The 24,419-nt window shown below is 59.3% G+C and carries 18 protein-coding genes; 4 read left to right on the forward strand and 14 right to left on the reverse strand.

All coding sequences use genetic code 11. From position 1 onward, the window contains the following. Positions 1–191: 191 nt before the first annotated feature. From BSU04_RS14720 to atzF, 9 genes are all read right to left on the reverse strand, one after another. Entirely contained in the window at positions 192–1,091 is a 900-nt protein-coding gene (locus BSU04_RS14720) for an urease accessory protein UreD (protein WP_089161288.1), read from the reverse strand. 44 nt (positions 1,092–1,135) lie between these two features. Beyond that, a complete protein-coding gene (gene urtE, locus BSU04_RS14725; protein ID WP_089161289.1) occupies positions 1,136–1,828 on the reverse strand; it encodes an urea ABC transporter ATP-binding subunit UrtE in 693 nt (230 codons plus the stop codon). 26 nt (positions 1,829–1,854) lie between these two features. Then, positions 1,855–2,682 carry an urea ABC transporter ATP-binding protein UrtD gene (gene urtD / locus BSU04_RS14730; RefSeq protein ID WP_089161358.1) on the reverse strand — a complete coding sequence of 276 codons (828 nt, stop codon included), beginning with the start codon at positions 2,680–2,682 and terminating at the stop codon, positions 1,855–1,857. A gap of 56 nt (positions 2,683–2,738) precedes the next feature. Next, positions 2,739–3,929, reverse strand: coding sequence for an urea ABC transporter permease subunit UrtC (urtC, locus tag BSU04_RS14735; RefSeq protein ID WP_089161290.1), 1,191 nt, complete (start codon positions 3,927–3,929; stop codon positions 2,739–2,741). Position 3,930: 1 nt separating this feature from the next. Then, on the reverse strand, positions 3,931–5,550 hold the full coding sequence (gene urtB / locus BSU04_RS14740) for an urea ABC transporter permease subunit UrtB (protein ID WP_089161291.1): 1,620 nt from the start codon (positions 5,548–5,550) through the stop codon (positions 3,931–3,933). 185 nt (positions 5,551–5,735) lie between these two features. Continuing rightward, a complete protein-coding gene (gene urtA / locus BSU04_RS14745; RefSeq protein ID WP_089161292.1) occupies positions 5,736–7,034 on the reverse strand; it encodes an urea ABC transporter substrate-binding protein in 1,299 nt (432 codons plus the stop codon). A gap of 204 nt (positions 7,035–7,238) precedes the next feature. Beyond that, positions 7,239–7,955 (reverse strand): GntR family transcriptional regulator, encoded by a 717-nt coding sequence (locus BSU04_RS14750; protein ID WP_089161293.1) that lies wholly within the window; start codon positions 7,953–7,955, stop codon positions 7,239–7,241. A 26-nt stretch (positions 7,956–7,981) separates the two neighbouring features. Then, positions 7,982–11,593 (reverse strand): urea carboxylase, encoded by a 3,612-nt coding sequence (gene uca / locus BSU04_RS14755; protein ID WP_089161294.1) that lies wholly within the window; start codon positions 11,591–11,593, stop codon positions 7,982–7,984. Between the two features lie 12 nt (positions 11,594–11,605). Beyond that, positions 11,606–13,441: an allophanate hydrolase gene (gene atzF / locus BSU04_RS14760; protein WP_089161295.1), complete on the reverse strand. Its 1,836-nt coding sequence runs from the start codon at positions 13,439–13,441 to the stop codon at positions 11,606–11,608. Between the two features lie 453 nt (positions 13,442–13,894). Here atzF and BSU04_RS14765 point away from each other — a divergent pair, with 453 nt between their 5' ends. The 4 genes from BSU04_RS14765 to BSU04_RS14780 are packed head-to-tail and all read left to right on the forward strand — an operon-like array spanning position 13,895 to position 19,418. Next, positions 13,895–15,292 carry a glutamine synthetase family protein gene (locus BSU04_RS14765; protein ID WP_179258322.1) on the forward strand — a complete coding sequence of 466 codons (1,398 nt, stop codon included), beginning with the start codon at positions 13,895–13,897 and terminating at the stop codon, positions 15,290–15,292. Positions 15,293–15,313: 21 nt separating this feature from the next. Beyond that, positions 15,314–16,705, forward strand: coding sequence for an aldehyde dehydrogenase family protein (locus BSU04_RS14770; protein ID WP_089161296.1), 1,392 nt, complete (start codon positions 15,314–15,316; stop codon positions 16,703–16,705). 23 nt (positions 16,706–16,728) lie between these two features. Further along, complete coding sequence (locus BSU04_RS14775; protein ID WP_089161297.1) at positions 16,729–17,901, forward strand: iron-containing alcohol dehydrogenase; 1,173 nt, start codon at positions 16,729–16,731, stop codon at positions 17,899–17,901. An 11-nt stretch (positions 17,902–17,912) separates the two neighbouring features. Next, positions 17,913–19,418, forward strand: coding sequence for a M81 family metallopeptidase (locus tag BSU04_RS14780; RefSeq protein ID WP_089161298.1), 1,506 nt, complete (start codon positions 17,913–17,915; stop codon positions 19,416–19,418). 27 nt (positions 19,419–19,445) lie between these two features. Here the strand turns inward: BSU04_RS14780 and BSU04_RS14785 are convergent, their stop codons facing one another. The 5 genes from BSU04_RS14785 to BSU04_RS14810 all read right to left on the reverse strand — a co-directional run bounded on the left by BSU04_RS14785 (position 19,446) and on the right by BSU04_RS14810 (position 24,276). After that, positions 19,446–20,417, reverse strand: a complete 972-nt coding sequence (locus tag BSU04_RS14785; protein ID WP_089161299.1) for a LysR family transcriptional regulator — start codon at positions 20,415–20,417, stop codon at positions 19,446–19,448. A gap of 344 nt (positions 20,418–20,761) precedes the next feature. Beyond that, positions 20,762–21,169 (reverse strand): hypothetical protein, encoded by a 408-nt coding sequence (locus tag BSU04_RS14790; RefSeq protein ID WP_089161300.1) that lies wholly within the window; start codon positions 21,167–21,169, stop codon positions 20,762–20,764. A 99-nt stretch (positions 21,170–21,268) separates the two neighbouring features. Continuing rightward, on the reverse strand, positions 21,269–21,934 hold the full coding sequence (locus BSU04_RS14795) for an ATP-binding protein (protein WP_373452834.1): 666 nt from the start codon (positions 21,932–21,934) through the stop codon (positions 21,269–21,271). Positions 21,935–22,002: 68 nt separating this feature from the next. Continuing rightward, entirely contained in the window at positions 22,003–22,767 is a 765-nt protein-coding gene (locus BSU04_RS14800) for an SDR family NAD(P)-dependent oxidoreductase (protein ID WP_256982781.1), read from the reverse strand. 543 nt (positions 22,768–23,310) lie between these two features. Continuing rightward, entirely contained in the window at positions 23,311–24,276 is a 966-nt protein-coding gene (locus tag BSU04_RS14810; protein ID WP_089161303.1) for an alpha/beta hydrolase, read from the reverse strand. Between the last annotated feature and the right edge of the window lie 143 nt (positions 24,277–24,419).

Below are 24,419 nucleotides of genomic sequence, written 5' to 3' on the forward strand. Positions count from 1 at the left end.
CTTGGATCGCGATGTGGCGCGGTGCGTCTCATTCATGGACGCACTCGTCGGAAAGGGAGTAAAGCGAGAGTCGTGCCATTCGCTTTGCGCCTTTCTGGATGGGCCTGAGCGAGATACCCACCTTGGCGATGCACAAAGTATGGGCGCAATTGTGCGCTTTTATGGTGCGCATTTTCTGAGGAATTACCCGGCTACGTTGTCCAAAGCCGTAATGGTCTGGCGTCAGTGCCGTGAATGAGCGGGCGCAACGTAGTCCAGCATTCGATCATTAATTGTTGGAGTGGCTCCATCGAATGGCTTGCGGCTCGGATGATCATGACACCCGGTGCGACGCATGAGGCGGCGGCGCGGAGGGTTTCATTGAACGGAAGGCGTGCTGTCAGGAACTCCGCCAGCGCGTCGTCACAGGCGGCGCCGATTGCCCAGAACGTGCCATAGGCGGGAAAGCCTGCGAGACCCTGCGGCGCGAGGCGCAAAGGATCGTCAGCGCAGAGCAGCGCGCGTTCGAACCAGCGCAGCCGGCCCTGGCTGTCTTTGATCCGCGCCGTGGAGACCAGCCGACCGTCCGACCACCGTTCGCCGGCTGCCTGACGGCCCAGTTGCATCGCGTCCCAGCCGAGAGCCGTCGCCGTCGGGTCTACCGTCAGCGTGAAATCCAGCGCCACGTTTGATGACTCGAACACGATGTTGTTCTGCGGTAACCAGTCGAGCCTGGCGTGCGCGCCGACGCGGATATCGATGCGCTGCGTCGCGAGCTTGCCGTTCGCCTTGTACCACTTGGTCGCGCCCGGCGTAGTGATGACGGCGTGCGTTTGCCCAGCTAGGTCGATGTCGATTGCAAGCCGGTCGCCGCCCGCCACGCCGCCCGGCGGATGCACGATCACCGCGTGGCAGATGCTCTCGCCTTCGGGGTACAAGGGCCGTTGCATGCGCAAAGGCCCAACATGCTTTCTGTGAGTGAGCGCTGTGCGCCCGGAAGATTGAGGCGTGAAGCCGAGTTCGAGCTTGCCATGCCACTCGCCGGTATCGGAGGCAGAGGCTGTTTCGGAGGCGGTAGCTGGCAGCAGTGCGGCTATAGGTTCGTGATGCATGAGGCTTTCTAAGTCGGAGCAAGTCGCCAATAGTACGGCGAGCGTCAGACCGCGATCAACTCCCGCACGCCTTCTGCTTCCATATCCACGCCCGCGCCACCCGCGACGATCTCGCCGCGGCTCATCACCCAGTAGCGGTCGGCCAACTCGCGGGCGAAGTCGTAGTACTGCTCCACGAGCAACACCGTCATGCCCATTTCATCGACGAGTTGACGCAACGTGCGCCCGATATCCTGGATGATGGACGGTTGGATGCCTTCGGTGGGTTCGTCGAGGATCAGCAACTGTGGTTCGCTCATCAATGCACGGCCGATCGCCAACTGCTGTTGCTGGCCGCCCGACAGATCACCGCCGCGCCGGCTTTTCATCTCCTTCAACACCGGGAACAGTTCGTAGATCCGGTCCGGCACCTTCGATGGCGATTTGCGGCTCGCCGCGCCCACCAGCAGGTTCTCTTCTACGGTCAGACGCCCGAAGATGTCGCGTCCTTGCGGCACATAAGCCAGGCCGCTCGATACGCGCTTGTAAGTGGGCATCGACGAGATCTTCGCGCCGCGCCAGGAGATCGTGCCGCTTTTGGTGGGCACCACGCCCATCAGGCAGCGCAGCAAGGTGGTCTTGCCCACGCCATTGCGACCCAGCAGCACCGTGAGCTTTCCATCGGGCACGGTCATCTTCACATCGCGCAGGATGTGACTGCCGCCGTAGAACTGGTTGAGGGAATCGACTTCGAGCATGGTGTTGAGCTTCCGTGGTGATCAAATCAGCGGCCGAGGTACGACTCGATCACTTTCTCATTGCGCTTCACTTCGTCAAGCGTGCCGTGCGCAAGCACGCTGCCTTCAGCCATCACCGTCACGCGTCCCGTGTCGCCCGAGAGCGCCGCGACGAACTCCATGTCGTGCTCGACCACCATCATCGAACACGTGCCGCGCAGTTTATTGAGCAACTCCGCGAGCTGCATGGTTTCATGGTCCGTCATGCCGGCTGCCGGTTCATCGAGTAACAGCAGCGCCGGTTGCTGCATCAGCAACATGCCAATCTCCAGCCGCTGCTTCTGACCGTGCGAGAGCTCGCCCGCATAACGCGTGGCATCGGCTTCAAGGTGAATCAGCTCCAGCGTCTCTTCGATCCTTGCTTGTGCCGCCCGATCCAGCTTCGATCTGAGCGAGGCTAACCACCCCTTGTCGGTTTTCATGGCAAGTTCGAGGTTCTCCCACACCGGGTGGTTCTCGAACACCGTCGGCTTCTGGAATTTACGTCCAATGCCCGTGCGCGCGATCACCGGCTCCGACATGCGCGTGAGGTCAAACGTCTGGCCCAGAAACACCTTGCCCGAATCGGGGCGCGTCTTGCCGGTGATCACGTCCATCATCGTGGTCTTGCCCGCGCCGTTCGGCCCGATCACGCAGCGCAGTTCGCCTACATCAATGGACAGCGTCAGCTTGTTGAGCGCGCGGAATCCATCGAAGCTCACCGTCACGTCTTCCAGATACAGGATCGTGCCGTGCGAGACATCGATCTCGCCCGGCTCCAGCACGTGGCCCAGGCCCGTGATGCCGTTCTGATTGCGCTCGCTCTTTTCATCCATTTCCGGCAGCGGCGGCAAGTCCACGATCAAGGCGTTGTACGCGTTAGCTAAAGTGTTCAATGTGAATGTCCTCCCGCTTTCTTCTTACGCAGGGCGATATCGATCAGGCCCATGATGCCGTTGGGCAGCAGCAAGGGCACGAGCGTAAAGATCAGGCCCAGGAAGAACAACCAGTATTCAGGGAAATTCGCCGTAAAAAAGCTCTTCGCACCATTCACCGCAAACGCCCCGATGATCGGCCCGATTAGCGTTCCCCGACCCCCCACGGCCACCCAGATCGCCATCTCGATGGAGTTGCCCGGCGACATCTCGTTGGGATTGATGATGCCCACCTGCGGCACGTACAACGCGCCCGCAATGCCGCACAGAATGGCCGATACCGTCCAGATAAAGAGCTTGTACGCAAGCGGGCTGTAACCCAGGAACATCAGCCGCGCTTCGCCATCGCGCACACCGGTCACCACGCGCCCAAGCTTCGATGTCACGATCGCCCGCGCCGCGATAAACGCCAGAATCAGCACACCGAGTGTCATCAGAAACAGCACCGTGCGGGTACTGGCCGACGTAATCGGAAAGCCCGCGATGCGCTTGAAATCGGTAAAACCGTTATTACCGCCGAAACCGGTTTCGTTGCGATAGAACAGCAGCATCGCAGCGAACGTCATCGCCTGCGTGATGATCGACAGGTACACGCCTTTGACACGCGAGCGGAACGTGAAGAAGCCAAACACCCAGGCGAGTATCCCCGGCACCGCGATCACCAGCAACAGCGCATACCAGAGGTGTTCAGTGCCCTGCCAGTACCACGGCAGCTTGTGCCAGTCGAGGAACACCATGAAGTCGGGCAGATCGCTCTGATAGTTGCCCTCGCGGCCAATCGAGCGCATCAGGTACATGCCCATCGCATAGCCGCCGAGCGCGAAGAACAGCGCGTGCCCGAGGCTCAGGATGCCGCAGTAACCCCACACAAGATCGAGCGCCAGCGCGCCGATCGCGTAGCACATGAGCTTGCCCACGAGCGTCATCGAATAGGCGGAGAGGTGAAACGTGCTCGACTCCGGCAGCACGAGCGCGGCGATGGGCACGCAGATGCCCATCGCGATCACGAACGCGATCAGCGCAATCCAGCCGCTGCGGGGCAAGAGCGCCGCACGCGGCGGCAGGCCGAGCGCAAAGCCTGCGCGCCTGGCTTGCTCATCGGGTTGCGGCGCAACATCGAGATTCGCGGAGACGTTGGGCGTAGTCATCTCAAACCTCGGCGCTTCGGCCCTTCAGGGCGAACATGCCCTGAGGACGCTTCTGGATGAACAACACGATCAGCACCAGCACCGCGATCTTCGCGAGCACCGCCCCCCAGAACGGCTCGATCGTCTTGCTGACAAGCCCGAGTCCAAAGCCGCCGATCACCGTTCCCGCCAGTTGGCCGACGCCACCCAGCACCACGGTCATGAATGAATCGATGATGTAGCTCTGCCCCAGATCCGGCCCGATATTGCCGATCTGCGAGAGCGCGCAACCGCCCAGTCCGGCGATGCCTGCGCCGAAGGCGAACGCATACGAATCCACGCGGGAAGTTTTTACGCCCACGCACGCGGCCATGCGGCGGTTCTGCGTCACGGCGCGCACGAACAGGCCCAGGCGCGTCTTGGTGAGCACGACCCACGCGAGCAGCACGACGACCAGCGAGAAGCCGAAGATGGTCAGGCGGTTGTAAGGCAATATGAGGTTCTGCATGATGGAGACGCCACCGCTCATCCACGAGGGGTTCGTCACTTGCACGTTCTGCGCGCCGAAGATGGTTCGCGTCGCCTGAATCAGGATCAGGCTGATGCCGAAGGTGGTCAGCAGCGTTTCGAGTGGACGGCCGTAGAGATGTTTCAGCACCAGTCGTTCGAGCACGATGCCGACTACCGCAGCCGCTGCAAACGACACTGGAACGGCGAACAGCGGATACCAGTTGAACGCACCCGGTGCGTAGTGCTGGACGAGGTTCTGGACCACATACGTGGCATAGGCGCCAATCATGAGGAACTCGCCGTGGGCCATGTTGATCACGCCAATGAGACCGTACGTGATCGCCAGACCCAGCGCTGCGAGCAACAGCACGCTGCCCAGCGACAGACCCGCGAAGATCGTGCCGACAATCTCGCCGCGCCGCTGAATCGAATTCAGCTCTTCAATCCCCGCTTGAGCCGCTGCACGTACGCGTTCATCGGGTTCGTTAAACGTGCCGTCCGCGTTCTTCGCGACGATCGGGCGCAAGAGTTCGTTCATATCGAGGTCGTGGCGCGCGGCGACCAGTTGCACGGCTTCGAGGCGTTTGTTGGCGTCGGTATCGTGTAACGCGGTGGTGGCCCAGAGCGTATCGAGGCGTTTTTTAAGCGTCGGATCGGTTTCCTTGGCGCGGGCTTTATCGACCAGTGGCTTGATCGACGGATCGGCGTTCTTGAGCAATTCGTCAATGGCGGCGCGCCGTGTAGCGATATCGGGCGACGCCAGTTGCAAGCCCGACACCGCACCCGACACCTTCGAGCGCAGCAGATTGTTCAAGGTGACCGGTTGCGCATCGGGCGCCTCAACGATCTTGTTGGTGAGCGGGTCCTTGTTGCCGTCATCGGTCTGGATCAGCACGCGGCCGGCGTCGGTGGCGACCAACGAGCCATCGGAGAGCGCGTTCAATACGGCAATTGAGGGCGCATCGGCGTTGGCGATCAGCTTGTCGACGGCGGCGGATTTGGCATCGAAGTCGTCGGCCGCGAGTGGCGCGAGATCGTCGGCTGTCAGCGCGGCAAACGCAACCAGAGGCATGCAGGCAATCAGCATTGCGCAGAGGCCACGGCGAGCCAAGCGAAGCATCGAATCAGTCATGAAGGGCCTGTCAGGTAGAGCGGAGTGCGGGGCGGTGTGCTGCATTGCGTGTTGCATGTTGCGTGTTGCATGTCGCCCGGACTCGTACGAACCGCCGCTCTAGTTTTTATGCTTCGAGCGCGGCGGTCCGATGTTTCAACGCTGGTACTTACTAAGGCTTAAACCCGAGGCTTAAACCCAAGCCTTTAAGCCACACGTCGCCGGCGCAGGAAGTCCGGAATCGAGCTCACTACATCCGGCTTGCCTTCGTTGCCCGGAATGTACGGGCTCCACGGTTGCGCGCGGATCGCCGTCTTCGTGCGCCACACGACGTTGAACTGGCCGTCGGCACGCACTTCGCCAATCATGACGGGCTTGTGCAAGTGGTGGTTCCCATCCATCTCAAGCGTAAAGCCCGAGGGGGCCGCGAACTTCTGGCCGACCATGGCCACGCGGATCTTGTCGACCTCCACGCTCTTCGCTTTTTCGGCCGCCTGCTTCCACAAATGGATGCCGACAAAGGTCGCTTCCATCGGATCGTTCGTCACGCGCTTGTCGCCGCCAGGCAGGTTGTTCTTCTTGACCCAGTCGGCGAACATCGCCTTGAACTTCGTGTTCTCCGGGTTCTTCAGCGACATGAAGTAGTTCCACGCCGCGAGATTGCCCACCAGCGGTTTCGTATCGATCCCGCGCAGTTCCTCTTCGCCCACCGAGAACGCGACGACCGGCACGTCGGTGGCCTTCAACCCCTGATTGCCCAACTCCTTATAGAACGGCACGTTCGAGTCGCCGTTCACCGTCGAGATCACGCAGGTCTTGCCGCCTTGCGAGAACGTCTTGATGTTCGCGACAATCGTCTGATAGTCCGCGTGCCCGAACGGCGTGTAGACCTCTTGAATGTCGTCGTCCTTGACGCCCTTGGAATGCAGGAACGAGCGCAGGATCTTGTTGGTCGTGCGGGGATAGACGTAGTCGGTGCCCAGCAGGAAGAAGCGCTTGGCGCCGCCGCCTTCCTTACTCATCAGGTATTCGGTGGCGGGAATCGCTTGCTGATTCGGCGCGGCGCCCGTGTAGAAGACGTTGCGCGACATCTCTTCACCTTCGTACTGCACCGGGTAGAAGAGCAGGCCGTTGAGTTCCTCGAACACCGGCAGCACCGATTTACGCGACACCGAGGTCCAGCAGCCGAAGGTCACCGCGACCTTGTCTTGCGAGATCAGCTGACGGGCTTTCTCGGCGAACAGCGGCCAGTTGGAGGCGGGGTCGACCACTACCGGTTCCAGTTGACGACCCAGCACGCCGCCGCTCGCATTGATCTGCGCAATGGTCATCAGCGCCGTGTCTTTGAGCGACGTTTCTGAAATCGCCATCGTGCCGGACAGGGAATGCAATACGCCCACTTTGATGGGGCCTTTGTCGCTTTGAGCGAAAGCCGAAGGGATCTTGCCAACTACGCCTGCAACCCCCGCTGCCGATGCGACCTTCAGGAACTCACGCTTTTTCATTGCCCGTCCTTAACCAGAATGTAAGTTGGATTTAGTCTTGTATCCAAGACGGAATACCATTTGCAAATTCTGGGCCAAGAACGTGAAAGCCTTTGTAGAAAAGGCTTTCCGGGTATTAGGCTGTCACTCCCAGGTCAGATGACTGACTAGGCGCGGTGCGTACGCGCTCAAAACTGGTGCGGTGTGCACGCTTTCGGAGGTACGCTACGAATCATCCTGACTGGCGTACCGCTCGCGTGCTGAATGGAGCATGTAAAGCGTGATGCGCTTCACCTCGGCCTGGCTCTCCGCGATGTGCGCACGGATCATCTCTTGTGCGCCGGAGACGTCCTTTGCGAAGATCGCCGACAGGATTTCTCCATGCTCCCGGTAGGTGGCATCTATACGGGGTGCCTTCGTAAAATCCAGGCGGCGGATGATCCGGATGCGCTCTGTTACGTCCTGGTGAATGCGCGCCATCTCGTCGTTGCCCACGGCCGCGACAATGCGGGTGTGAAACGCCTCGTCGAGCGCCGCCACGACTGTCGAGTCAGTGAGGTAGTCCCCGGCCGGCACACACCATGTCTCGCGTAACGTATCGAGCCTGTCCATTGCATCCAGAGCGACGACCCGGGCAATAGCGGAGGTCTCCATCATGACCCGCACTTCGTACAGGTCCTCGAAGTATTTGAAATCGAAAGCGCGCACCTGCCAGCCGCTTTTAAAATGCACGTCGACGTATCCTTCGCGCTGCAGCCAAAACAGAGCTTGGCGAACCGGTGTCCGGCTCACCTGCATGCGTGTTGCAATGTCGCCTTCGCTGAATTTGTCGCCCGGCAGCAGCCGGAAATCGAAAATATCGGCCTTCAGTTGCGTATAGATTTGTGCCGCGAGATTGCTGGCATTTTTCGCCGGACCCGCGGGCGTCTTCGTATCCACCATGTGCTTTTCCAACCGATGTGAGCCGATTATTCGAGTGAGACCAAAGGATCCCCAGCGTTGATCATCATACCGGGCTTGCAATGGAATGTTCCCACGATGCCATCGTGCGGCGCCGCGACATGAAACTCCATTTTCATTGCCTCAAGGATCAAAAGAGGGTCGCCGGCATTCACGCGCGAGCCGGGATCCGCCATGAGCTTCCATACATTGCCCGTAATATCGGCCGAGACAACAAAGCCTGACAGCTCGGCTACTTCGATCAACTCCCCGGCAGTGTCGGTCACGGCCGATGCGTGAGTACCAGCCACAGTATCGGCGGCCCAATGCGCGACCTCAGCGTCAAATGCGAGTTTCTGCCCGGCCCTGAAGACCTCGAGTTCCGGCGCAATACTTTCGAGGAAGTTGTTGTATGCGCCGAGATCAAAAACCTCCTCTTCTATCCGGATGCCGCACCGCCCTTCCCTGAATCCGTCTCTAAGCACATCGAGCTCGCTCTCGCTCACCGGATAAAAGCGCACTTGATCGAAGAATCTGAGCAGCCAGGGTTTGCCATCGACAAACATCTCGTTCTTGAGGAACTTGTTCCAGATGGGTAACGTGCGTCCAACCAGTTGATAGCCGCCAGGCGAATCCATTCCGTAGATGCACATATAGACGCCGCCGATGCCCACCGTGCCCTCTGCAGTGTATGTACGCGCCGGGTTGTACTTCGACGTCACCAAGCGATGCCGGGGGTCAACGGGGACGGCGCAGGGAGCGCCCAGGTACACGTCGCCAAGCCCGAGAACCATGTAGCTGGTTTTGAAAATGGTATCGCGTACCGCATTGCCGTATTTCAGGCCATTGATGCGCCGGATGAACTCGGTGTTACTGGGCAACCAAGGGGCCGTGTCGCGCACTGATTGCCGATAACGCGCCACTGCGTCGAGTGTCGCGGAGTCCTCATAAGCCATTGGCAAGTAGACAACACGGCTAGGCACCGTCATGGTGGAGATGCCGGCCAGTGTTGCATCCGTATCGGCAAGGGCATCAACGAGAGTCCGTTGATGGATCACCCGGCTGTCGAAACGTACCTGCAAGGAACGCACGCCCGGAGAGAGCTCACACACGCCATTCACCGGACTATTTTTCAAAGCCTCCATCAACGCGTGGATGCGGAAGCGGTGATTGAGATCGAGAACGTTCTCGCCGTATTCGATCAGGATGTACTTGTCGCCCGCTTGGCGGAAGACCGTCTTGGGACGCTCGCCGGACGCAGCCATCTCAAACAGGATTGGCGAACCGCGCTCAGAGCTTGCATCTGGACGTGCGAGCACCGAGGCGTCCCATCCCGCGATAAAGGCGTCCTGCGCCTGCTCCAGCGCGAGCGCATCGTCGAACGTCATTTCGCGAAAGCGAATCTTGTCACCCGGCTTGACCTGTCCCACCTTCCACAATTCAGCCTTGGCGATGGTCACGGCGCAAACAAATCCGCCGAGGCTCGGACCATCGCGAGTCAGGATCACCGGCATGTCGCCCGTGAAATTGACACTGCCGATCGCGTACTCACAGTCGTGCACGTTCGATGGATGCAACCCCGCTTCGCCACCGTCAGAACGTGTCCATTGAGGCTTCGGACCGTTCAGCCGAATGCCCAGACGGTTCGAGTTGTAGTGGACGTCCCACTCGCTCGCAAAGAATGTATCGATTGATTCCGGTGTGAAGAAGTCAGGGGCACCATGCGGCCCGTATAAGACTCCGATGTCCCACGTGCGCCCGTAACCTGGTACGAGAGAATCTGGCAGAGGCGCTGGCGCGTACAGAGGCGCAAGGTCAGCCGTCGCGGGCAAGCTTGGATCAGCAATTGTCAGGACGTCTGCCGGGCGCAAAGTACGGCCTGCATGGCCGCCAAATTGTCCGAGCGCAAATGTGGCGCGGCTGCCGAGATACAGCGGAACGTCCAGGCCGTTGCGCACCGCGAGATAGGTTCGGCATCCGCTGGTCGCTTTGCCAATGCGCAGGGTCTGACCTGCTTTTATATTGATAGGTATCCAGAATAATACTGGTTCTCCATCCAGCGTCGCATCGGTCGGAGCGCCAGTCAAGGCGACTATCGTGTCGCAATGAAACCGCAGCGCAGGTCCAAGCACCGTCGTTTCAATGCCCGCAGCATGCGGCTGGTTGCCGACGATCCGGTTCGCCACCCTGAATGCCCAGTCGTCCATTGGCCCCGACGGTGGCACACCGATATTCCAGTACCCGACCCGGCCGGGATAATCCTGGATAGAGGTATAAGTGCCCGCGTCTAATACCTCGATAGCGCGCGGCCGATACTCGAACGCATCGAGAAAGCGGGTTGAGACATTGCCCGTGCGAAAGCCCTCACTTGCCACCACCTGCCGCAAGTAATCCAGATTTGTCGCGATACCGGCCAGCCGTGTTTCAGCGAGTGCGCGGGTCATCGCTGCAATGGCCGCCGCGCGATCAGCGCCATGCACAATGAGCTTCGCGATCATGGGGTCGTAGTGAGCGGACACCTCCGTCCCGGTTTCGACCCAGCCGTCTACGCGGATATCGGGAGGGAAGCTGACTTCGGTCAGCGTGCCGGGACTCGGCGCGAAGTTACGCAGCGCATTTTCTGCATAGACTCGAACTTCGATCGCGGCCCCTTGCGGGATGATCGGACGGTCCAATGCAGGCGGATCGCCGGCAGCGGTCAGGATCATCCATTCGACCAGATCGATACCGGTCACGCTTTCGGTGATCGCGTGTTCGACCTGCAACCGCGTGTTCACCTCGAGGAAGTAGAACGCCTCCTGAGGCGCGTCGTAAATAAACTCGACCGTACCGGCCGACCGGTACGAAACCGAACGGCCCAGGTTCTCCGCAGCGGCCCACAGCCGTTGCCGAACAGCATCCGACAAATTCGGCGCAGGCGTTTCCTCGACGACTTTTTGATTGCGCCGTTGCAACGAGCAATCTCGTTCGCCGAGCGCGACGACGTTACCCCGGCCGTCTCCAAAGATTTGCACTTCAACATGACGAGCCCGGTCGACAAAGCGCTCGACGAATACACCCGCGTTTGCAAAGAACGACTGCCCCAATCGCTTGACTGACTCGAACGCGGCAATCAACTCGGCTTCGTCATTGCATCGCGTGAGGCCAATGCCACCGCCTCCGGCCGTACTTTTCAGCATGACGGGGTAGCCGATCCGGGCCGCCTCTTGCTGTGCGGCAGACACGTCCGCAAGCAGGCCAGATCCGGGGGTCAGGGGTACACCGGCCAGTTCTGCAAGCTCGCGAGCGGCATGCTTCAGCCCAAACTGTTCCATTTGCTGCGGAGTCGGTCCCACGAACGCAATGCCTTCGGCCTCGCAACGTGCCGCGAACTCGGCGTTCTCCGAGAGAAAACCGTAGCCTGGAATAATCGCCTGAGCACCGCTTCGTTTCGCCGCATCAATGATGAGATCCATCCGTAGATAGCTTTCGGCCGCGGCGTGACCGCCAAGCGATATTGCAACGTCGGCAGAGGAGACATGAAGGCTATTGCGGTCGGCGTCCGAGTAGACGGCAACCGAGCGAACGTTCATGCGTCTCAGCGTGCGCGCAATACGACAGGCTATCTCGCCGCGATTAGCGATCAATACGGTGTGGAACATGGAAGTCCCCGATCAGGAGTGGGATGGCGTGGTCGTCCCGCTTTTGTCGGCGAGGTAGTTTACCCAGCCTCCGAACCTGGTGATGTCGGCGGCCTGGTCCAATCCAGCGGACTCACAGATGAAGCCTTTGACATCGGTTCCATCCGCGAGCCTGACGGTACCGATTCCCAGGGGTGCCGCGACACCGGCCACAAAGGAACCGAACTCGGCAATGGGCATGTCCCATAGTTCAAGCTGGATCGGTGCCCCGCTATCGGAACGCATCAAGCCGGGCTTAGGCGGTGTGGTATTGGCCAGTGCAAACAGTTGATAGTTGGATGCTGTAGTCGTGCTAGCAACGAAGCTTGCCCCGCGACTGACCAGTTCATGATTGAGCGGCATTCCACGCAGATGCGCTCCCACGACCGCGACGCGGATCGTGTTCATATTTGCAGGTGCAATGCCATTCGCTGACAACGTTGCATCGGCAGGATTCAACGCCAGGCCGGTCGCGCCGCGTGTGAGACCGGTACTGATATGCCAATGCTCGGCAAATGCGGCCAGTCCTCGCTCCTGCCACGCGTCGCCGATGAGCGTAATGCCGAAGGGCAAGCCGTCTTCGCGAATACTTGCCGGGACAGAAACCGCGCTCCAATCGAGTAAGTTGACGAAGTTGGTGTATTTGCCCAGGTTGCTATTCAAACGCACGGGATCCGTCTGGACATCAGCAATTCGATAATGCGTGGGAGCGGTCGGCACAAGCATGGCGTCGAATCCCGCAAGCAGCGCGTCGGCGCGGCGTTTGAGATCGGCGAGTTTGTATACGCCATCAAAAACATCGGCGGCTGAAAATTCCCTGGCTTTGAAAATGATGTCACGCACGACCGGGTGGATATCGGCTTCGTGCGTAGTCGCGAACTCGCGAATGGCGGCGAAGCGTTCCGCGACCCAAGGGCCGTCGTATAGCAACGCAGCAACTTGGTCGAACAGGGTGAAGTCGATCGGCACGCAGGTCGCACCACGAGCCTCTAGCTGGCCGATCGCAACCTGAAAAGCTTGCGAGGCAAGATCATCGCCAAAAAATTCTGGCTGCGCAGGAACGGCTATGTGCGCAGCAGCCGGCATACGCCAATTGCGCGACGCTTCCGGTGCGGCACGCGAAAGGCCATCTTCAAGATCGATGACAGCCGCAACGTCATACACGGACATCGCGTCACCCATGGTCATCGCGAACACCGACACGCAATCCAACGTACGGCACGCGGGGATGACCCCGGTATTGCTAAATGCGCCGCGCGTGGGCTTGATGCCGACGATGTTGTTCAAACCAGCAGGAACCCGTCCAGAGCCTGCGGTGTCCGTTCCCAGCGCGAACGGTACAAGACCGCGCGCCACGACCGAAGCCGAGCCGGAACTCGACCCTCCCGACACAAAGGCGGCGTTGAACGTATTAGTTGGCACTCCGTAGGCTGATCGAACACCGACGAGGCCCGTTGCAAACTGGTCGAGATTGGTCTTCCCTACGATGATCGCACCGGCATCAGTCAATCGCCGAACGATCGTCGCGTCCTTGTCCGGTGAGTAGGCAAACGCGCGACAAGCGGCCGTTGTCTCGAACCCTTCGGCGTCGATGTTGTCTTTGGCCGCAAACGGCACGCCGTACAACGGGAGGAGGTTTTTATCGCCGCCAACGGCATCGAGCTTTTGAGCGAGCTTGGTCAGGCGAGCATCCAGCCCGGAAGCTGACACGATCGAAATCCAGGCGGGATCGTCTGCAGAGAGCGACGCCCTGAGTTCGTGAAGTAGTTCCACTGGCGTAGTACCGGTTTCGTATGCACGTTTCCAGTCGGGAATAGTCCATCCGAGCATCTGGTATTTCCTCTTGTGTACAAGTTTCGAAATTCATATACAAGAGTTGTGCCAATGGAATGAAAGCCTTATTGGGTGAGCTTCCGATAGATTTGTATGCAGAGTTGCCAGCGAGCTCGGCAGCGGTAGAACGCCCTAATGTGGCGCTGAACGAGCGGAGATTGGGCGGGCTCGCACCAGTAGTGAGCCCAGCCGGCCACCCGCGCAGCACGTGTCAATTACGCCGATTCGCAGGCCTCGTTTACGTCGTGGAGCAGAGGTAAGCAAGCTGCTTCTTGCCGAACAGTGCTGCAACGGGCACGGAACGCCGCTCAGACTTTGACGGCCACACACCATCGAGTATTACCCCAGCCGATCATCACCATAACGAATACCGATTGTTGTTGATCTGGAACTTTCTCGTTTCTAAGATGGTTTAACCGTAAAAAAATCGATAACACGGAGACACTGAATATGGATGCGCAGGTGAAGCCCGAACGGGCAATCAAGACAGTGGAAGATGCGATTCGCCTGGTAGAGGCGAGCCGGCTGACACATATCAAAGTCGGTCTGTCCGATATCGATGGCATTCTGCGAGGAAAGTATCTGCGCAAAGATAAATTCCTCGGGGCACTGCGTGCGGGATTCGCTTTCTGCAATGTCGTACTGGGTTGGGACTCAGACGATCAAATGTACGACAACACGAAATACACCGGCTGGCACACCGCCTATCCGGACGCCATGGTGCGTATCGTTCCGCAGAGCTGCCGGCGTTTGCCGCTGGAACAGGGTGACGGCGAAGATATGCTGTTCTTCCTTGCCGAATTTGTTGGGGATGCCGAAGCAATTTGCCCACGGGGCTTATTGCAACGCGTATTGAAGCGCGCAAGCGATATGGGGTTCGGGGTTTCTGCCGCGCTTGAATATGAATTCTTCATGTTCGAGGAGACGCCGCATTCGGTACGTGAAAAAAATTACCGTGACTTGAAGAACTGGACACCGGGCAATTTCGGCTACTCAGTGCTGCGCAGTACGGTCGAAGGCGATTTTTACCGGCAATTGCTCGATATGTGCGAGCAGATGGACATGCCGATCGAGGGCCTGCATACCGAAACCGGTCCTGGCGTGCTGGAGGCTGCGCTTGCGGTCGACGGCGCGGCCGAGATGGCGGACAAGGCAATGTTGTTCAAAACCTTTACCAAGGCGCTGGCTCAGAAAAACAATCTGATGGCGACCTTCATGGCGAAATGGTCGCATGACCACCCAGGACAGAGCGGCCACATCCACTTGTCCTTGCGCGAGACGAATACCGGCAAGTCAGCGTTTTACGACGGAAGCCGTCCTTATAACATGAGCGCCAAGCAAGCCAGTTTCATGGCGGGCGTGCAACGCTACCTGCCCGAATTCATGTCGATGTTCGCGCAGACCGTCAATAGCTATTCACGGTTGGTGCCGGGCTACTGGGCGCCACTCGATGCAACGTGGGGCGTCGAGAACCGGACCACGGCGTTGCGCCTGATCCCGGGTTCGGAAAAATCGCAGCGTGTTGAAGTTCGCATCGGTTCCGCCGACGCTAACCCCTACATTGCATTGGCAGCGGCGTTGGGTGCCGGCTTGCACGGGATTGAACAGGGCCTGGATCCGGGACAAATTGTCGAGGGCAACGCCTATACGCAGGAGTTCCCCGCCCATCTGAAATTGCCTTGCACCCTGTGGGAGTCCGCACAGCGGCTGCGCCACTCCGAAGCGGCGAAGACCTTGTTTGGCGAAGCGTTCGTCGAGCATTTTGTTGCGACCCGCGAGTGGGAAGAGCGACAGTTTCGTCGGCATGTGACCGATTGGGAATTGGCCCGCTATTTCGAGATTATCTGAGTCTAAAAGTCCAAGCCCACTATGAAAGAAGACCTGATTACCATTAGCCCGATCGACGGCAGCGAATTCGTGCGCCGACCGTATGCGAGCGAGTCGCAGATCGAGCAGACCCTACAGCGCGCAAAAACTGCCCAGAAGGCGTGGGCCGCACGACCGCTGTCGGAGCGACTGGCGCTGGTTGGCCGTGCCGTCGAACACTTCGTCCAGAACAAGGCAACTATCGCCGAGGCGATTACACGCCAGATGGGACGCCCGCTGCGCTACACCGCCGGCGAAGTGGACGGCTTTGCTTCACGGGCGCGCCATATGATGGCGATTGCAGAAGACGCATTGAAGCTCGTGCAAGTGGCGCCGCAGGAAGGCTTTACCCGTTTTATTTCGCGTGAACCGGTTGGCGTGGTGCTCACTATCGCGCCATGGAACTACCCCTTGCTGACGGCAGTCAACAGTATCGTCCCGGCTTTGTTGGCGGGTAATGCGGTTATTCTTAAGCACTCCGACCAAACACCTTTGTGCGCCGAACTCATCCATCAAGCGTTTGTCCAGGCTGAGTTGCCCGAGGGTGTGTTCCAGTACCTGCATGTGGATCATGAACGTGTGCGTCGATTGATACACGCGAACGAAATCGGCTTCGTCTGTTTCACCGGTTCGGTGGGCGGGGGGCGCATCGTCGAGGAAGCTGCGGCCGGCCGCTTTATCGGGGTTGGGCTGGAATTGGGCGGCAATGATCCGGCCTATGTGCGAAGCGATGCCAATATCGACTACGCAGTGGAGACGCTGGTCGACGGCGCCTTCTTCAACTCGGGCCAGTCATGCTGCGGTATCCAGCGAATTTATGTGGCTGAGCCTCTGTACAAGGATTTTATCGAGCGTGCCGTCGCGCTGACAAATCAGTATGTGCTGGGCAATCCGCTCGATGCGCAAACCACCCTGGGGCCGGTAGTCCGTACCGCGGCAGCCGACGGGGTGCGGGCGGTGATCGCCGAGGCACTTTCCAAAGGCGCTAGAAATCTGATCGACGAAAGCCAGTTCGGACTATCGCGCGCCGGCACACCTTATGTGGCGCCGGGTGTGTTCGTGGATGTCGATCACGGCATGACGCTGATGAACGATGAGTGTTTCGGACCGGTGGTCGGCATCATGCCGGTGTCCGGAGATGAACAAGCGATCGAACTGATGAACGACAGCCCCTACGGTTTGACGGCGAGTGTGTTTACGAGCGACGAAGACGCCGCTCTATCCATCGGCCGGCGTGTCGAAACCGGTACGTTCTTTATGAACCGCTGCGACTATCTCGACCCTGCGCTAGCCTGGACCGGGGTGAAGAATACCGGCCGAGGCGTGACCTTGTCGGCGATCGGTTACGAGCACCTGACGCGACCCAAATCTTTTCATCTGAAAACCCGTCTCTGAACGGATCATCGAAGGAATTTCGTATGTCACATCCGTCACTTCCCTCCGCAAACTGGAACTACCCGACAGCAGTCAAGGTCGGCGCAGGCCGGATCAGCGAATTGCCGCAATGGTGTAAAAGCCTGGGCATGCGCCGGCCGCTGCTGATTACCGACCCGGGTCTGGCGGCGTTGCCGCTGATCGGGAGCACATTGGATCACTGCCGGTCCGCCGGCCTGGAGTGCGGGCTGTTTCACGATATCAAGGGCAATCCAACTGGCAAGAATGCCGACGATGGCGTGGCGATCTTCAAAGCTGGCGGCCATGACGGTGTGATCGCCTTCGGCGGCGGCTCAGCCCTGGATGCGGCCAAGGCTGTGGCGCTGATGGTTGGGCAGGATCGTCCGCTCTGGGATTTCGAAGATGTCGGCGACAACTATCTGCGCGTCAATGTGTCTGGCATGGCGCCCGTGGTGGCTGTGCCGACCACGGCCGGGACCGGCTCGGAAGTCGGCCGTGCGTCGGTGATCACCGACGATCACGCCCATGTGAAACGGATCATATTCCACGCGAACATGCTGCCCGCGGTCGTCATCCTCGACCCTGAGTTGACGGTGGGCCTGCCGGCGAAGCTGACGGCGGCGACCGGCATGGACGCCCTCTCGCATAACCTCGAAGCCTATTGTTCGCCGTTTTATCATCCGATGGCGACAGGCATCGCGGTAGAAGGTATTCGCCTGATCAAGCAGTTCCTGCCGCGTGCGGTGAAAGACGGCCAGGACCTCGACGCGCGCCTGCAAATGCTGGTGGCGTCGAGCATGGGCGCCACAGCGTTCCAGCGCGGCCTGGGTGCAATGCATGCGCTGGCGCATCCCCTGGGCGCGCTGTATGACGCCCACCACGGCATGCTCAACGCCATCTTGATGCCGTATGTGCTGAAGGCCAACGAATCGGTTATCGCGGAACGGATCGAATTGTTGGCGCGCTACCTTGAACTGGCACAGCCGTCGTTCACCTCCTTCCTCGACTGGGTCTTGATGATGCGCGACACGCTAGGCATTCCCCATACGCTAGGCGAGATCGGCATCGATGGCCGCGACGCGGCGAAGGTCGGTGAAATGGCAGTGGCTGATGGATCGGCTGGGACCAACCCGATTCCGTTCAGTGCCGCCGAGTACAGCCGCGTTTTCGTGACGGCGGTCGAGGGCTTGTTGTAACGCCTATTGCAATGAGTCAGTGTTATCGAGGGGATGGTGTGGCAAGAATCGGGATCGCTGGCTTTTTACATGAGACGAATACATTTGCCGCCAGCCGAGCGAGTTTCGCTACTTTCGTCGAGGCGGATGCGTGGCCGGGCTTGCTGGTGGGCGAAGAGATATTCGGCGCAGTCTCGGGCGTCAATCTGGCGATAGACGGGTTCATACAAGCTGCACGCCCGTCGCACCAACTGGTCCCGCTATTGTGGGCCTCGGCCAATCCGAGCGGTCCAGTGACGCAGGATGCATTCGAAGCCATTGCCTTCATGCTCGACCGGATGATCCGTGATGCGGGTCCGCTGGACGCGCTGTTTCTCGATCTGCACGGTGCCATGGTGAGCGAGCATCTGGAGGACGGTGAGGGGGAGTTGCTGCAACGCCTGCGTCAAAGAGTCGGCGGCACGATGCCGATCGTCGCGGCGCTCGATTTTCACGCCAATATCACGCCGGCCATGATCGAACATGCCAGCGGCCTGGTCACTTACCGTAGCTATCCGCATGTCGACATGGCGCAGACAGGGCAGCGTGCACAGGTGTTGATCGACCGGTTGCTTGCCGGTGAAGTGCTGCACAAGGGCTATCGCCAAATCCCTTTTCTGATTCCAATGCCGTGGCAAAGCACCTTGACCGAACCGATGCGTGGTTTGGTGGCGCTTGGCGAATCGCTGGCGTCGGAACACGTTTTTGCGGCCGACTTTGTGCCGGGTTTTCCGCTCGCCGACATCCATCACAGCGGGCCCAGCGTGATTGCCTATGGCTGCGACCGGATGGCGGTCGAGGCGGCGGTCGACTCTTTGACACAGGCTGTTCTGACCAGTCGAGCTGATTTCGGCGGGCGTCTCTATGCCCCGGCCGACGCGGTCGCGCATGCGCTTGAGTGGGGGTTGCGACCGGGGGGCGGCACGATCATTCTGGCCGATACCCAGGATAATCCGGGCGGGGGCGGGGGCGGCGATACAACCGATATCCTGCGCGAACTGCTCCGACAAAAAGCACAGCGAGTTTGCGCCGGTGTGTTGTGCGATGCCGGATTCGTCGAAGCGGCCACGCACGCGGGTATTGGTGCTGTTATCAATGTGCCGCTGGGCGGAGTTAGCGGGATGGGGGCGGGGCCGCTGCAAACACCGTTTGAGGTGCTTGCGCTTGGAACGGGTCGTTTCACCGGCACAGGGCCGTTCTACCTTGGTTGCCACATGGATCTGGGGGCGATGGTCCGGGTGCGATGCGGCGGCCCACTTGGCATTGAGATCGTGGTATCGAGCCGCAAACAGCAAGCTGCCGATCAGGCCATGTTTCGCCATGTCGGCGCCGATCCTGCCCATTACCGCATCCTCGTTCTCAAGAGCTCAGTGCATTTCCGGGCCGACTTTGCCGCGCTGGCGGACGACATTCTGGTGGTGGCCGCGCCCGGTATCAATGTCGCGGATTTGCGCCAGTTGCGTTATGAAAAATTGAGGCCGGGCGTTACGCTGCTTTGAAGTTAGCTCGCGCATCAGCTCAACAGGTCAGCCCAACACAATAGAGGGCAACAGCCACGGCGCGTTCGACTCAATGATCGGCAGGAAGCGATTTTTCAGCAATTCCACGCTGTCCTGGGCGAGTTGCTGCGGCAGCAAGCCAAGATCGTCTTGACGGGCGACCATGGTCAGTTCGCGGAAGAATTCCTCGCCGGGAATCGGGAACAGGCGAAACGCCCGAGAAAACTTATTGTCCGGAGTCAGTCCCGACTGCAACAAGCACAGCGGCGTGGTGATGGTCCAGCCCGCATTGGCCATCACCAGGGACATGATCGCGGCCGTATTGTCGAGTTGCAGACGCAGCGGCGGTTGAATCCCCCATTTCTCCAACTGGGTTTCAATACTTCGGCCAATGACGGTTGTATTGCTGTAGCGAATGAAGTCGCCTCTGACCAAGAGGTTGCGCAGAGAGGGGACGGGCCCTTTGAAGTCGCCGGGCAAGACCAGCACAAATGGTTCGCGCAGGATGCGCTGGCGAAACAGCAAGGGGTTCTTCGACACGACGTCGTCGGAAATGATGATGTCCACCCTTCTGGACAACAACGCTTCGGCATGCTGATGCGATTGACCCGTCACCATCGACCAGTTGGCGGTGCGCTGCCGTATCGCAGTCAGCAGATCGGCACCGATGCTGGTAGCCATGGAGTCGACCAGTGCAATACGAATATGCTTGAGCGGTTCACCGAGAGGTTTGCGGAACTCCTGACTCAAATGCCTGGCGTCATCCAGCAGCGTACAAGCCCGGTTGTAGAACTGACGCCCCACGGGTGTCAGCATCGGGGGCCGCTGCGAGCGATCCAGTAGCTGCAGATTGAGTGTTTGTTCCAGGTTCGACAGCGTTTGAGAAACCGAGGATTGCGTGATGCTGAGTCGTTGACCAGCCGCGGTCATGCCGCCGGATTCGACGACAAGCACGAAGACTTCGAGCGCTTTCAGATCGAAAGAGATGCCGTTTTGCATAAGACCGGCTGATTAGCCGCAGCGAGAAGTGGCCAGGAACGGGTGGGACTCGCCATACATCGGCGTAGTGTACCCGCTGTTAGCGCGGGTGCAAAACGTGGCGGATCGCCAGCGCCAACTGATGGCATGACACCGAACGCGGCTGGTCGTCACGCACATCGCAAGAAGCCAGCTACGACCAAGGCGCTGCTCAAGCGGTAGCTGGTCAATAGTCTTGCCGCGCATGGCGGCAGGCACGGACATGCGTAGCCAGGGAAACAATTCGTCGTTGATACCTTCAGGCGTCGTGGCCCGGGACCAGACCTCGCAGGCGCTGACTGGCAGTGAGGATCGTTGTTCGAACGTCAACCGCATGCTCCTCCTCCCCGAATCGGGGTCCTTGATCGCAGGCCGCGCCAGGCGATAGGCGACAGCGCGAATACAAGGACGAGAAATCCGACCTGCGAGAGATAGAACAGGTTCGTCCATTGATCGCTTACCGCAACATAGTATGTGTTGTGAATGACGTCGCTGAAGATGATGAGCGCCGTCAACCCGATCCCCGCCCGGGGCTTCACGAACAGGAGCACGGCAGCAAGCGGATCTAAAACCGTTAAGGCGCTCCAATAGATGCGGCTTGCGAACACGGCGCCACCGCCAAACCCGTAGTCCCAGAGCAAGCCGTGCTCGATATCGGCACGCACATGATTTAAGGTCGCCCCAAGCAGGCAGACAGCGAATAGAACGCGGATAGCAAAGGATGTACGTTGCATCTGATCGGCCGGAGGACGGCAGCGGGAATGAAGCCGTACAGTACCAAACTCCGGAAGCGGTGGCCGTTAGCTATCCTGCGTCACGCACGAGTCCGCAATTCATTTGACCAGCGAAAACGTCAGGACGAATCGTGTTCCATGCGGCTCACTTTCCGCATGTACCTTGCCGCTGTGCAGTTCCATAATCGTCCGCACTATCGCCAGTCCCAGCCCGGTCGATCCGCTCGCCGACGCACCGCTGGTCCTTGACGGATTCGCACGATAGAACCGATCGAAGACGTGTTCGAGCAGCTTCGCGTCCAGTGGAACGCCTTCGTTCACCACTTCAACGCACACTGCGCCGTCGCATTCGGCAACCGACAACATGATCTCGGCGTTCTGCGGCGTAAAGCGCACCGCGTTCGCAAGCAGATTGCTGACCGCACGCCGGAACAGTTCGATATCCGCCTTTGATCGCGCATGTCCCGTCACGCGAATTCGAACGCCGGCGTCCTCTGCAATTCCCTCGCAATAGTCGGCTATCTTGAGGCGCTCTTCGTCGACATCAAACTCGAGCAAGTGCCGGGAAAAATGAGGATGCTCGGCGCGGGCGAGAAAAAGGACATTCAGGCAGATGCGGCAACCGTAGTCGAGAAGGCGCGTGCGGTTCTGATGGCTGAGGCGCGCACCAAGCAAGCCGTGAGAGAGGACACATGCGATCGCGCGTTTATCGATGCGTCGAGGAGTTGCGCAACAACCAAGGCAATCCGCGGCTGAAAAGAACACTAAAAAGCGCGTTATGGGCACTGTGCCCACAACGCGCTTTTTGTCTTCTTCAGAAGAGCGGATTCAAACTAAAGCGTTGCCGTCACGCCGCCATCGACATAAAGAATGTGTCCATTGACGAAGTTCGAGGCCGCACTCGTGAGAAATATTGCCGCGCCCACCAGGTCCTCGACATCACCCCAACGCCGCGACGGCGTGCGCCCGATGAGCCATGCGCTAAAGGTTTCGCTGTTCACGAGCGCCTCTGTCAATTCGGTCTTGAAGTAGCCTGGTCCGAGCCCGTTCACCTGGATGCCGTGCTTGCCCCAGTCGATCGCCATGCCCTTGGTCAACATTTTCACCGCACCTTTTGTCGCCGTATAGGCCGCGATGTCGGGCCGCCCCAGTTCGCTTTGAACCGAGCAGATATTGACGATCTTTCCGGCGCCACGCGTGATCATGAAGCGTGCGACCGCCTGCCCGACCAGGAACACGCTGTCCACGTTGGTCTTCATCAACTCTTGCCACTGCTCGTGCGAAAACTGGTCCAGAGGCGCGCGACGCTGCATCCCGGCGTTATTGACGAGAATGTCGATGGGACCGTCTTCACGTTCGATCTTTTCGATCGCTGCCGATACCGCTGACGGGGACGTCACGTCGAAACTCATTGCATCGACGGTCATGCCTTCATCGCGCAAACGTACCACGGCTTCTGCAAGGCGGGTCTCGTTGCGGCCATTCAGGATAACCTTCGCGCCGGCGCCCGCGAGTCCGCGCGCGAGCGCGAAGCCAATCCCGCTACTCGATCCGGTGACAAGCGCACGCTTGCCCGACAAATCAAACATCTTGAGCATCTGATTCAAAATATCTCTCCTTGTTGTTCGTACGTCTGTGAGCGCAAGTCCGGACGTCTTCGCCATGGCCGCGACCGTCGTGCCATGTCCAGCATTTTCTGATGCTCGCGCACGTTGATCTTCAGTTGTTCAAGACTTGAATCCGCTGGCATTCCCTTGCACATTGCCTGAGTCCGCGCGTAGAGAGATTTCAACGCGCCTTCAATTGTCGGATTCCTGGCTGCTGCGAGCAACAGCCGGCCGCACCGGCGGCCTCTCGTTGTCTCATCGCTTGCTCCGCAAACGGCGGCAGCCAGGCATCACTGTGGCCATTTTTACCTTATTTGTTTGAATTGGATACCTGATCCAGCCAGGCAAAAGGCGTCTTGCGCGCTGTGACGTTAAGCGCCTGATTCGGTGACAAGGAGATGACCATGAAGATCAAGCATTTAAGGTAATACCAGAACAAGACAACGAGCCGCGGCGATCTTCCTTGCGCCCGCTGCCCTACTTGCCGTTCGCTTGTGGAGATCAGGGATTCGAGCGGCGCTTCACGCCAGAACATCAACGATTGTTTGGCGCGTTCTTCACGAAGTCATGGATAGCGTCTATTACATTGTTCTCCAACGGAAGATCCGCATTTATGTTTGACGGGGACTTCTCACTACTTTCTCCTCCGATAACGGCTTTTAGAAAGTGGTTGGTGTCAGGGAGGAGAATGAGTTCAGCGTGCGGATCGGCATATTTGAGTCGCTTCGCGTCTCGGGGTTTGACCTGCACGTCGCGCTGTCCCTGCATGATGAGCACCGGCTTGTTATAAGTCGCGATCAACCTCGCTGGATCGACAGACAACTCGCTCATCAGGAGGCCCTGAACCTGGGGGCGAAACAACGGCATCAAAGCGGGATCGATTCTAGATGCATCCACCCGCTGTCCTGCTTCAAGGACATCGAGCACAGACAACGCATTATCTAGCATCCGCGCATCTGCCAGATTCGATTGCAATTGTTCACGGATCACTTCACCTAGCGGGCGACCCGGCGTGGCTATCAGGATCAAACCGCAGATATCCGATGAGTTCTGCCCCGCAACCAGCGCGACCAAGCCGCCCTCGCTATGTCCCGACACCCACACGCAAGAAGCCCCAGTCCGTTTGCGGATAGCTGCTACCCACGAGTGGACGTCGTTTGCGTAGTCGTCGATGGTGACAGCATCGGCATCGGGTACCGCAGATGCGCTGCCATTCATGCCTCTCTTGTCGATGCGAACGGTCGCGACGCCGCGCGTCGAGAGGCCTTCTGCCAAGAGCTTGTACGTCGAAGTTCGCAGACCGGGGCCGTTGCCATTCCGGTCGATCGGGCCTGATCCGGGAACAATCAGGATCACGGGGACACCGTTGGGTGCTGGTGCGAGCAGCGTTCCTCGCAGGGGGCCGGCGGGACCTGACGCATCAATGTCCGTCTGCGCAGGGAGCGTTGGGGTGCCTGATTGAATTGCGGCCGCTAAGGCAAAAGCCGTGAGAATCCCCATTCGTCCTATCTCCGATAATAATCGTGCTCGATCTTTGGCCAATCATCTGCTCTGTTACTCAGTGCATTTCGCCCGCGGCAACTGATTCCGCGCTCGTTAAATTTGCAATCTACAGCGTGTCTCCGGTTTTTTTCCATCGTCCC

The sequence above is a fragment of the Caballeronia sordidicola genome, assembly GCF_002220365.1.
Classification (GTDB): Bacteria; Pseudomonadota; Gammaproteobacteria; order Burkholderiales; family Burkholderiaceae; genus Caballeronia; species Caballeronia sordidicola_C.